Source organism: Streptococcus sp. LPB0220 (genome assembly GCF_008727815.1).
GTDB lineage: Bacteria > Bacillota > Bacilli > Lactobacillales > Streptococcaceae > Streptococcus.
On the sequence record NZ_CP044230.1, the window covers coordinates 1,420,300 to 1,431,549 of the forward strand.

Annotated in this window: 11 protein-coding genes; all 11 read right to left on the reverse strand. The window is 43.3% G+C overall.

Translation table 11 applies throughout. The features are described from left to right. Nucleotides 1–111 precede the first annotated feature (111 nt). The 11 genes from LPB220_RS07415 to LPB220_RS07480 all read right to left on the reverse strand — a co-directional run bounded on the left by LPB220_RS07415 (nt 112) and on the right by LPB220_RS07480 (nt 11,121). Nucleotides 112–1,980 (reverse strand): ABC transporter ATP-binding protein, encoded by a 1,869-nt coding sequence (locus LPB220_RS07415; protein ID WP_150906345.1) that lies wholly within the window; start codon nt 1,978–1,980, stop codon nt 112–114. Continuing rightward, a complete protein-coding gene (locus LPB220_RS07420; RefSeq protein ID WP_150906346.1) occupies nt 1,970–3,715 on the reverse strand; it encodes an ABC transporter ATP-binding protein in 1,746 nt (581 codons plus the stop codon). Before LPB220_RS07420 ends, LPB220_RS07415 begins: the two co-directional genes overlap by 11 nt. A 386-nt stretch (nt 3,716–4,101) precedes the next feature. Then, nucleotides 4,102–5,247, reverse strand: coding sequence for an FtsX-like permease family protein (locus LPB220_RS07440; protein WP_150906347.1), 1,146 nt, complete (start codon nt 5,245–5,247; stop codon nt 4,102–4,104). A 3-nt stretch (nt 5,248–5,250) separates the two neighbouring features. Further along, entirely contained in the window at nt 5,251–5,931 is a 681-nt protein-coding gene (locus tag LPB220_RS07445) for an ABC transporter ATP-binding protein (RefSeq protein ID WP_150906348.1), read from the reverse strand. Continuing rightward, nucleotides 5,928–6,503, reverse strand: a complete 576-nt coding sequence (locus tag LPB220_RS07450) for a TetR/AcrR family transcriptional regulator (RefSeq protein WP_006597407.1) — start codon at nt 6,501–6,503, stop codon at nt 5,928–5,930. Before LPB220_RS07450 ends, LPB220_RS07445 begins: the two co-directional genes overlap by 4 nt. A 149-nt stretch (nt 6,504–6,652) precedes the next feature. After that, nucleotides 6,653–7,576 carry an aldo/keto reductase gene (locus tag LPB220_RS07455; protein WP_150906349.1) on the reverse strand — a complete coding sequence of 308 codons (924 nt, stop codon included), beginning with the start codon at nt 7,574–7,576 and terminating at the stop codon, nt 6,653–6,655. A 97-nt stretch (nt 7,577–7,673) separates the two neighbouring features. Beyond that, nucleotides 7,674–8,888: an ABC transporter permease gene (locus tag LPB220_RS07460; protein ID WP_150906350.1), complete on the reverse strand. Its 1,215-nt coding sequence runs from the start codon at nt 8,886–8,888 to the stop codon at nt 7,674–7,676. After that, entirely contained in the window at nt 8,885–9,778 is an 894-nt protein-coding gene (locus tag LPB220_RS07465) for an ABC transporter ATP-binding protein (protein WP_049472352.1), read from the reverse strand. Before LPB220_RS07465 ends, LPB220_RS07460 begins: the two co-directional genes overlap by 4 nt. Before the next feature lie 11 nt (nt 9,779–9,789). Next, on the reverse strand, nt 9,790–10,587 hold the full coding sequence (locus tag LPB220_RS07470) for a DUF3169 family protein (RefSeq protein WP_150906351.1): 798 nt from the start codon (nt 10,585–10,587) through the stop codon (nt 9,790–9,792). A 2-nt stretch (nt 10,588–10,589) separates the two neighbouring features. Then, nucleotides 10,590–10,799 carry a helix-turn-helix transcriptional regulator gene (locus tag LPB220_RS07475; protein WP_023918610.1) on the reverse strand — a complete coding sequence of 70 codons (210 nt, stop codon included), beginning with the start codon at nt 10,797–10,799 and terminating at the stop codon, nt 10,590–10,592. A gap of 13 nt (nt 10,800–10,812) precedes the next feature. Further along, nucleotides 10,813–11,121 (reverse strand): hypothetical protein, encoded by a 309-nt coding sequence (locus LPB220_RS07480; RefSeq protein ID WP_150906830.1) that lies wholly within the window; start codon nt 11,119–11,121, stop codon nt 10,813–10,815. Between the last annotated feature and the right edge of the window lie 129 nt (nt 11,122–11,250).

Sequence of the window (11,250 nt, forward strand, 5' to 3'; positions counted from 1 at the left end):
ATGGAACTTCTTCGAAGTTCGCTGACGTCCGTACTCACCTAAGGAAAGTTTCTAAGAAGTCATTATCCATAAGCCAAAAAAGCCTGAGCCAACGCTCAAGCTTTTTTATTATTAATCAATTTCAAGTCCACCGGTGTACAAGCGGTAATAGGTGCCACGTTCTGCCATCAAGGAAGCATGGTTGCCTCGTTCGATGATACGTCCGTGGTCCATCACCATGATGACATCGGAATTGACAATCGTCGATAGACGGTGGGCGATAACAAAGACTGTCCGACCTTCCATCAAGCGGTCCATCCCTTCTTGCACCATCTTCTCTGTCCGTGAGTCAATCGAAGATGTCGCTTCGTCCAGAATCAAGACAGGCGCATTGGCAAGGGCTGCACGGGCAATGGCGATCAATTGTCGTTGACCATTTGATAGGCCAGCCCCATCATCTGTCAAGACTGTCTCATAGCCCTGATCCAAGTGCTTGACAAAGGAATCCACATTGGCAATCCGAGCCGCTTCAAGGATTTCTTCCCGTGTTGCATCAGCACGGCCGTAAGCGATGTTTTCCGCAATCGTACCAGTGAATAAGTGGGTATCTTGAAGAACGATTCCGAGGGAACGACGCAGAGAATCTTTCTCAATCAATTTAATATCGATCCCATCATAAGTAATCATTCCGGATTGGATGTCATAGAAGCGGTTGATCAAGTTGGTGATGGTTGTCTTTCCTGCACCAGTCGCTCCGACAAAGGCCACTTTTTGGCCCTTATCCGCATACAAGTTGATGCCATGAAGGATTTGTTTTTTTCCATCATAAGAGAAATCAACATCATCAAAGACCACATTTCCGACCATCTTGACAAGCTGGTAATCCCCATTTGGACGAGGGTGTTTCCAAGCCCATTTGTTGGTTTTCTGATCGGTTTCGACCATTTCTCCATCGACCAGTTCATAATTGACCAACGTCACTTTTCCTTGGTCAACTTCTTCTTCTTCATCCAAAAGATCAAAGACACGATCTCCACCAGCCAAGGCCATAAGGACAAAGTTCAATTGTTGAGAGACCTGGGCAATCGGACCTGTGAAGGAACGGTTCAATTGCAGAAAGGCCATAAGACCACCAATGGTTAAACCACCGACGCCGTTTAGCGCAAAGAGTCCCCCGATCAAGGCTGTTAGAACAAAGGAAACATTTCCCAAGTTCCCAAGAATTGGCATGAGGACATTGGCATAGCGGTTGGCTTGGTAAGAGGATTCAAAGAGTTGGTCATTGATCCGATCAAAATCCTCAATGCTTTCTCTTTCATGCACAAAGGCCTTGACCACTTTTTGACCAGACATCATTTCTTCAATAAAGCCGTTCTCAATCCCCAAGTTCTTTTGTTGGGCCCCGAAGTAACGACCTGACTTGCCAGAGACATCCCTGATGATAAAGACCATGACGATGACCATGAAAAGAACAATCAAGAACAAGAGCGGACTAACCGTCAGCATGGTAATCGTTACCCCAAGGATGGTAATCGCTGAGGATAGAAGTTGAGGAATGGATTGTTCAATCGCTTGGCGAAGGGCATCAATATCATTGGTATAGATAGACATGATGTCCCCATGTTGGTGGGTGTCAAAGTAACGTACCGGCAGTTTTTGCATGCGAGCAAACAACTGATTTCGAAGACTTCTAAGTGAGTCTTGTGAAACAGTCGCCATAATCAAGGTAAAGCCATAATTAGCAAGTACCCCGATCAAACAGATCAAACCAACCCGTGTCAAGAAGGACAAGAGCGGTCCAAAATCATGGCTGTTTGACGTTAGCATAGGCTCCACATAGACATCGACCAGGGACTGAATCGAAGCTGTCACATTGACCGTCGCAAGAGACGATAGAATGATTAAGATAGAGGAAACAATCAAGGACACCTTGTAGTTTTTCCAAAGGAAGTCGAGCAGGCGAAGGATAGAGCCTAGATTTGCTTTTTTCTTAGTTTTCATCTGCTTCTCCTTTCCCTTGTGTTTGCATTTCGTATACTTCTTGGTAGATGGCATTGGTCGCAAGCAATTCCTCGTGACGACCGATCGCATCGATTTGGCCATCATTCATTACAATGATGCGATCTGCATCTTGAATAGAGGAAATCCGTTGACCAATGATGATTTTGGTAGTGTCTTTCAAGCTAGTTGCCAATCCTTGACGGATCAAACTATCTGTCTTGGTATCGACTGCCGAAGTCGAATCATCCAAGATCAAGATCTTCGGATTCATGAGAAGGGCACGCGCGATACAGAGACGCTGGCGTTGACCACCAGAGACATTGGATCCCCCACGCTCAATCATAGTGTCATAACCCTCTTTGAAATCTTGAATAAATTCATCGGCTTGGGCAATCTTACAAGCTGCGATGATCTCTTCATCCGTCGCATCTTTATTTCCCCAGCGCATATTTTCTTTAATCGTACCAGAGAAAAGGACATTGGTCTGAAGAACCATGGCTACTTGCTTACGAAGGGAATCAAGATCGTATTCTTTGACATCGTGGCCTGCTACTGTCACTCGACCAGACTCAACATCATAGAGACGAGGAATCAACTGAACCAAGCTTGATTTCCCTGATCCTGTTCCACCCAAGATACCAATCACTTCCCCTGAACGAATGGAAAGATTAATCCCTTGTAAGACATGGGTCTTGTCGCCATTTTCATCGGTATAAGCAAAGGTCACATCCTCAAAGTTGATGGATCCATCAGCGACTTCTTTGATCCCATTTTCTGGAGAGTCAATCGTCGTTTTGGTCGTTAAGACTTCATTGATCCGCTCGACAGAGGCCATAGAAATCGACAGCATGACAAAGATCATCATAAACATCATGAGCGACATGAGAATGGTCATGGTGTAGCTAAACATAGAGGTCAAATTCCCAGTAGAGAGTTGGCCACCAACGATCAGATGTGCCCCAATCCAAGAGATCAAAAGGAAAGAAGCATACATGGAAAGCATCATAGCTGGGCTACTCAAGACAACGACACGGATAGCCTTCATAAACATGTTATAAATCAAACGTGAAGCCTTCTTGAATTTAACGGTTTCATCTGCTTCCTTAACGTAAGACTTGACCACCCGCATATTGGTGATGTTTTCTTGGATACTGTTGTTGAGATTGTCATAAGCTTCAAATACTTCTGTGAAGAGCGGATACACAATCTTCATGATGATGCTTAAGACAGCTGCCAAAAAGATGGTCACATAGACAAAGATCATGGCCATTTCTGGATTGATCAAGAAACAAGCCACAATGGCAAAGATCAAATTGAGCGGTGCCCGTACACAGATCCGAATGACCATTTGATAGGCATTTTGCACATTGGTTACGTCCGTCATCATCCGAGTGACTAACCCACCTGATGAGAACTGATCAATATTCTCAAATGAGAAGGTTTGAACCTTTTTGAAAATGGCCCGACGAAGGTTTTTAGCAAAACCAGCCGATGCATAGGCGCCATAACGGGCAGACTGCATCCCACAAAAGAGGGAGCAAAAGGCACAGACCAGCATGAGCCCACCGTAAAACAAAATATTGTTCATGTTTCTTTGTTGAACACCTTGGTCCAAAAGACTCGCCATGACAAAGGGAATCGAAATCTCAAACATGACTTCAAAGACCATGAACAAGGAAGCCAAAATCGATGGCTTCTTGAATTCTTTGATCTCGGAAATTAAGGATCGAATCATTATTACCTCCATAGTTTTTCATACTTTTTTCTGCGGTAGAAGCAAAGCTTTTTTCCACTGAAAAATAGGTCAAAACACACAAAATTCCCTGAGGGAAAGACCCTAGGGATTACGCGTTTTTTATAGTCTTCATTGTAACCTAAATTACAAAAAAATGCAAGATTTTTAGACAGCATCCGTTTTTCTGTTGATCTAGTGCAAAAGAGGCTGGGACAAAAGTCCTAGCCTCTCAATTGTTTTTGAATTGTCGAGCAAGACGCAGTGGCTGAGTGGGCTCTACTACGCTGATTTTATCAGCTTTTACAGCCCTACTCAACTGTGCGGAGGTGGGACGACGAAATCGAATTCTAACGAATTACCAATTTCTGTCCCACTCTCTTTTCTATTTATTCAGCTAAGAGCACTTCTTTGATGGTTTGTTTTTGGAGTTTTCTGTTGGATAGATAAAAGAGGCTTTCGTAAACCACAGCAAAGCCAATCAAGGTCCAGAAGCACACATTCCCATCAAAGTGATGCTCAATCTTTTCAGGAACCGTATCTTTGATCACACCGATCAAGATTTCCATGATACCATATTGATAAGCCGTCCCAAGAACAAATCCTAAATAAGCCCAAAAACGATAGGGAGCGAGAATATGACCTTGACATTCACGATCGGTGTAGCCAAATGCCTTCATAAAAGCTAAAGTTTCGCGACTTTCTGAGACAACAATCCCCAATGACAAAAAGAGTATCGAGAAAGAAAGGATCAAGCCGATCATGATCATCATGGTTTGGATGATGTCATCTGTGTAATCTCTTAAGCCAAAGGACAATTGAACCATGGCCGCAAAACACATGGAGCCAAAGACCACAAAAAACAAGATCGATTTTCTCCCCCATATCAGTGACGAGGATAGCTCTTTTAGGAAGTCTTTCTCTTTCTTAGGAGCTCGCTTTCTCCTTTGGACCTTGATCGGACTTGGAGACTTTTTCAATAAGCGAAGCGCAGGCGTTTGTAGTTGTCTTCTAGCATATCCAATCGCGAGAAGCATAAAGAAGGTCGTTGGCAGGATCACCAAAGCAAGCAAGAGCTGCCAATGAAAATGAATGGTGATTTCTGGCAGGATCCCCTTCTCATTACGGAAGTCGTAAAAATGTCCCATCATAAGAAAAGAAGCGAAATAGCCAAGAAGGGCTCCAGCCCCAAAACTGAGTCCAAAAGCCCAAAATCGTTTCGCCAACTGGCCATTGCTGTAGCCCAAGGCCTTTAAAATTCCTAATTGTTCCTTATGGTCATCGACAAATTGTTTGATATAAAAACACATGAGAAGGACCGACGTCAAGGACAAGACGACCCCACTGACCATGGCCACCATCCAAGAAAGCGAAACCTGGGCATCATAGTAGGTCTGAATCATGGGATTGGTTTTCGAAATCTCTAATTGCTCGATGTCCAAGTAAAAATTCAAGAAGAGATTGGCCACAAAGACCGCACAGACTCCAATGATACTAACGACAACTAATTTTCGAATATCTTTTACTGAAAACATAGCTTACCATCCAATCTCATAGGCAGTCTGAGGCTGATCATTGGTCACAACTTCGATAATCTTGCCACTATTGACACGAATGATGGTTCTTGCCATATCCGCAATATTTTGGTTGTGTGTCACCATGATGAGGGTAAAGCCCAGCTTTTCCTTCAATTTCCAGATATAGTCGAGAATCTTGCGCCCTGTTTCTTCATCCAGGGCTCCCGTCGGCTCATCTAAGAAAAGAATCTCTGGCTTTTTGGCCAAGGCCCGAGCAATGGAGACTCTCTGCTGTTCCCCACCAGACAATTCACTCGGATACTTGTCCAGCTTATCGCCAAGCCCCAAATCCTCGATGATCTGCAAAAAATCATGATTGTTTGCTAGGTCTGCCCCCATCTTTACATTTTGTCTAACCGTTAGATTCGGCAATAGATAATACTGCTGGAAAATAAAGGCAATCTTCTCCCGTCTAAAAGTTGTCAATTGAGCATCCGTGAGTTGTGATAAATCTTGTCCTTGAATGAGAATATGCCCTTCGTCTACCTTTTCTAAGCCTGATAACACATTTAAGAGAGTTGATTTCCCCGATCCAGAAGGACCGAGGATAACCACATCATCCTGATCTTGAATCTGCAAATCAATCCCCTTTAAAACCTTGGTTTGGCCGTAACTTTTGTGAACATTTTCTAGTTGAATCATTTCTTTCCTACCATTTCTTTGATGAGAGATTGACAAACCTCTGTCAGTAATCCAATCACTTCTTCCATGCTGAACTGGTAAATACCAGAAGCAACCATTGAGGCCATCCCGTGTGAGTAGATAAATAGATGCTGGTACAAGCGACTAGCCTCTTCTACAGTCAAAGGATAGTCTGCAACAATCGAATCCAGAACCAATTGGTAACTATGATCCTTCATGGGAAGAAAATCTTGAAAGCGACGAATCGGATCTTTGCTAGGATTTTGGAAAAGCAATTGAAAGAGTTGGGGCTCTTTTGAGGCGAAAAGGATATAAGCAACCCCGACAGATCGAAAAGGCTTTTCATCTTCTAAGGCCTTGCGAATATACTCCACCACGACCATCTCCGCCGCAGCAATAACCTCTGCTTGTAACTCAGCCATATTGGCAAATTGCCCAAAAATGACTCTCGGTGTGGCTCCCAGCTTCTCCGCTAATGCTCGAGCTGTCAAGCTAGCCATGCCCTCTTCTCTCACCAATTGTAAAGCTGTCCCAATGATAGCCTCTTTACTGAATTTAACCTTTGGTGGCATAAGACTCCTTTCGCGCAACATTCGTTGCGCAACACTTGTTGCATATAAGGATACCATAAAATAGAAAGACTTGTCAAGATAAATCTGAATACTACAAAACAAAAAACCAGTCCACCGATAAGAGTGGAATCTGGTTTACTAACAAGATTCTAAGGCAAATCATTTCCCGCCGCTAAGTAGATTTGGTACCATTCCTTGCGCGTCAAATTCACCTCTGCTGCTTTCCCTGCTTCAAGGACATGCTGGGGCTTGGTCGTTCCGATGACAGCCTGCATCTTACCCGGATAGCGAAGGACCCAAGCAAGGGCGATAGCTGTCGGTGTAACTTGATATTTCTTCGCCAAGTCAGTAAGGACATGATTGAGAGCCGCAAACTCTTCTTTGCCGACAAAATTCCCCTTGAAATAGCCATGCTGGAGGACAGACCAAGCTTGAATCACCGTATCAGTTAAGCGACAATACTCAAAGACACTGCCATCTCGCACGGCTGCTTTAGGGCCTTCCATGTTGACATGAAAACCAGCTTCAAAGCTCGGTGTAAAGGCTGCACTCAACTGCAACTGGTTGACCTTGAGAGGTTGTTTGACAGCCGTCTTAAGCAATTCCATCATCATGGGATTTTGATTGGACACCCCAAAATGACGGACCTTGCCAGCTTGCTCCAAGTGATCAAAAGCTGCCGCCACTTCTTCAGGCTCCATGAGGGCATCCGGTCGGTGAAGGAGAAGACTATCCAAGCGCTCGATCTGCAGACGCTCGAGGATGCCGTCGACGGAGTCCAAAATATAGTCCTTAGAAAAGTCAAAATAGGTAAAGCCGTCTTTGCGAATCCCGCACTTGGACTGGATCCACATCTGGTCCCGAAGATCCGGACGACGCTTGAGAACCTTACCCAGGAGGACCTCACACTGGCCATCGCCATAGATATCTGCTAGATCAAAAGTGTTGATCCCAATCGACAAGGCCGCCTCCACCAAGGCCTCCACCTCATCTTCACTCATCTGACTGATCCGCATCATCCCAAGGACAATCGTGGACAGACGCTCATTTTCAGCAAACTCAATATAGTTCATGTCCGCCTCCTTTTCTGTAGTTCTATTGTATTGAAAAGGCTTGCAAAAGTCAATTTACAATCAAAAAGCCCTCAGCGATAACTGAGAGCCTATCTAATTAGCGATAGCTAAGAGCACGTTTGATGGTCTTCCATGGTCCGAGGTCATCGGTCTGAAGGATCAGGCTCGCATAGATACGGGCAATGAGCACTGTTCCCACAATGGTAAAGAGAACCGCAATTCCCAATGAAGCCCAAGATTCAAGACCAGTCGCATAGCCATTGATGGTACGGAAAGGCATGAAGAAGGTTGAGAAGAAAGGAATATATGAACCGATCTTCAATAAGAAGACGTCACCGGCACTTCCCAAGGTGGTTACCCCAAGGAAGCTAAAGATAACTAACATCATCAGTGGTGAAATCGCTTTTCCTGAATCTTCTGGTCGTGCAACTGTAGAGCCTAAGAAGGCAGAGAGCACCACATACATAAAGATCCCAAGGATAATGAAGAAGACGGTATTAAGCGAGATCGCTTCTGCTAGGTGTTGGGTTATAGGAGAGTTTGGAGCGAGAAAATCCTTGACAACTGGGATATCTGCTCTAAAGATCCAAACCGCTACTAGACCAACAACATAGACAAAAATATGGGTAAAGATCACTCCGAAGAGTCCGAGCATGCGTGCGAAGAAATAGTCGGTTGCTTTGATACTAGAGAAGACCACTTCCATGATCTTAGTTCCCTTTTCACTGGCCACTTCTTGGGCTGTGATACTAGAGTAGAAGATCAAAATCATATAAAGCAGCATTCCCAGACCACCTGCAACCATGGTTTGCACCATTTTCAAGCCTTCTTTTTTCTCGTCAATTTTTTCTTTGAGAGAAACCTGTTGAGACAAGGCTGTCAGTTGCTCTTTGCTTAGATTAGCACGGGCCATATTGATCCCTTGTTGGACTTGGCTTAATTTCGCAGCGACAAGCGATTTTAAATCTGTTTTCATGGCTTGATCGCCCACATAAGTCGCTTCTAGCTGGCCATCTTTTTCATCGACCATTAGGTAAGCAGCTGCTTTCTCGTCCTTGATGGCTTTTTTAGCTGCAGCTTCATCCTTGTAGTCCAAGGTCAAGCCATCGGTTCCTTTGAGGCTTTCTTTGACAGCTGGCACTTCTGTCACCAAGGCCACTTGGTTTTTGGCATCTGTAGAAGAACCTGTCAGATAACCGATTCCAATGCTCAATCCCAAAAAGAGGAAGGGGCCAAAGACCATGAAGAGGAAACTCCATGATTTCACTTGTCTGATATAGGTTTCTTTCATTACGACAAACATCTGTTTCATACTTCTACTCCTGATTCAAGTTTAAAGATCTCATCAATAGTTGGGGCTTGGTGGTCAAAGGTTGCTAGGTAGTGGCCATTGGTCAAGCGGTCAAATAATTCTGGACCAGCTGATGCATCATCCAAGATCAACTTCCACGTCCCTTGCTTGGTCATGCTGACCTTGGTCACGTGTGGCAGAGCTTCTAGCTCTTCTTTGCTAAAGTCGTTTGAGACAAAGAGGCGAGTCTTGCCATAGCTATTCCGGACCTCTTGGACAGGCCCTGAAAGGACAACTGAACCATCACGGATCATTAGGATATCATCACACAACTCTTCGACATTGGTCATGACGTGGTCAGAAAAGATAATAGTTGCCCCACGCTCTTTTTCTTCAAAGATGACCTGCTTGAGCACTTCTGTATTGACCGGATCCAAGCCACTAAAGGGTTCATCTAATATGATCAATTTAGGCTCATGGATCAAAGTGATGATCAGTTGCACCTTCTGTTGGTTCCCTTTTGAGAGACTCTTGATTTTATCGGTCAATTTCCCTTTTACTTGGAGTTTTTCCATCCAGGTCGGTAATTTTTCCTTGACCTCAGCAGTGCTCATTCCTTTTAATGCAGCCAAATAACGAACCTGCTCAAAAATCGTGAGTTTAGGCATGAGACTACGTTCTTCTGGCAAATAGCCAATTTCCTTGTAGGTTTCTTGGGTAATCGCTTTGCCACCTAGGCGAATCTCACCACTGTAGTCCAAAAAGCGCAAGATACTGTGGAAAATAGTTGTTTTCCCGGCACCATTTTTCCCAACTAAGCCAAGGATATGACCTTGTTGTGCTGTCAGATCTACTCCGAAGAGAACCTGCTTATTCCCAAAGCTTTTTTCTAAATTTCTAATTTCTAACATGGATGACTCCTTTACTCTTTATAATAACGTTTGGTAATCTTGTATTGTGAGACCAAGATATAGAGATAAATCAGTGATACAACTACTAAGGCTAATAAGATATCGGTATGGAAAAAGGTACCAATCAAGAAAATTCCAATTAAAGCAAAAGGCAAGATATAATTGTTTAACTTAATGATAATTTCATAGTTTTCCTCGTAGCTAATCTGCTTTTCTGCTTCATCCATCATACTCATCATAAATTCACGCACTTCCTTGGCATTAGCATTGCGGGGAATTGGTTTTCCATAAATCAGATGGAAAGTATTGCGAAAGAAGATATCCGATAGGAAAAATAGGGCAAACAAGACAAGAAAGAGATAGAGCATGGTAAAGTCTCCAAAGATAAAAGCCATGTCCCCAGCGCCAGGTCTATCTAAGTCGACCAATTGACTATAAAAAATGACGACTAAAAAGTAGGGCAAGATCATGATGCCTTTAAAAATGGTCGCTAAGCCATATAGTTTTTTCTTTTGAATGTCATAGTGATAGGCTTCATCATCGTCTTCTATTTGGAGCATCTTTTGATGGACTTTTCTCGCGCACATCAGTAAGACCATCGTGAGTATAAATGCGACTAAGAATAAAACTGCTGAGCCCAAAAGGAGTACTTCTTTACTAAAGAAGGATTGGATTTCTAGGGGCTTTTCGTATCCAAACATTTCTGTCAAAAATCCGATAACTCCTCCGATCAAACCAGAAACGGTAATGATCCCTACATTTCTCCAAAAACGGTAACGCGGGGTTCGTTCTTTTTGTTGCTTTTTCATTGTTATTCCTCTTCCTCTACTAGACTAAAAACATTTTCCACCGGTTCCTTGAAAATCTGGGCGATGGTGATGGCAATGATAACCGAAGGGGTGTATTCACCCCGCTCCAAGAGACTGATAGACTGGCGCGAGACTCCAGCTAGCTTGGCTAGCTCAGATTGGTTGAGACCATCACGCGCCCTCAGCTCTTTCAGTCGATTTTTTAAGATCATGGCTTTCGCCCCCTTATAGTTGAATATCTTGAATATCTTCGATACGGACTAATTTGGTTTCTCTTTGTTGTTTATTGGTCTCACGACTCAATTTGACCCAATCTTCATCGATATCTATAATTTCATACTCGGTTCCAAATCCATTTACTGTGACCGTGACCGTTTGGCCCTTCAATTCTTCTAAAAGTCTAGACATTTCTTGATTTCCTTTCACTTGTTTTTCTAATCGTCTAATGCGTTTGTTCAACTTTTTTATCTTCTTTTCTGAGCTTCCATAAATGATAAGCAGAAAAGGGATAAATAGAATCCATATAGCTCCCATAAGAATACCTCCTCTTCTTTCAACTAAAATCATTGTAACACTTCTTTTTCTTTTTGACAAGTATATTTGTCAAAAAAATAAAAATATTTGTCAAAAATAGAAGAATGCTTGACATAGATATTTTGAGTA